Below are 282 nucleotides of genomic sequence, written 5' to 3'. Positions count from 1 at the left end.
CCAACAAGTTTATAGCCAGATGGTTGAGTTGGTGAAGCTGCGTAAAACTCAGCCTGCATTTTCTCCACTTATGAGCCAAAAAGTTCTAGACCTAGGTGAAAAGGTGTTTGCATTGCAGCGCGGCGAAGGAGATGAATCTATTCGCTTTGCTCTGAACTTAAGTGAGGCGCCGCAAGAGATTTGCCTTGATGCAAGTGGTTATGACTTGATTAGTCGTGAGCAGTTAGCAAATGTCTTTACATTGAAACCGTTTCAATTTGTTTGGCTGAAGAGTCATAAGGA

1 pseudogene is annotated in these 282 nt (G+C 43.3%); it reads left to right on the top strand.

Going from position 1 to position 282, the window contains the following annotated elements:
- Positions 1-282 (top strand): annotated as a pseudogene (locus AB4486_RS28130) (sugar phosphorylase); the annotation flags it as partial.

This window comes from Vibrio sp. 10N.222.55.C6 (assembly GCF_041473395.1).
In the GTDB taxonomy this organism is placed as follows: domain Bacteria; phylum Pseudomonadota; class Gammaproteobacteria; order Enterobacterales; family Vibrionaceae; genus Vibrio; species Vibrio crassostreae_C.
The sequence above is the reverse complement of the archived record's forward strand: the minus strand, read 5'-3'. Positions and strand labels throughout refer to the sequence as shown.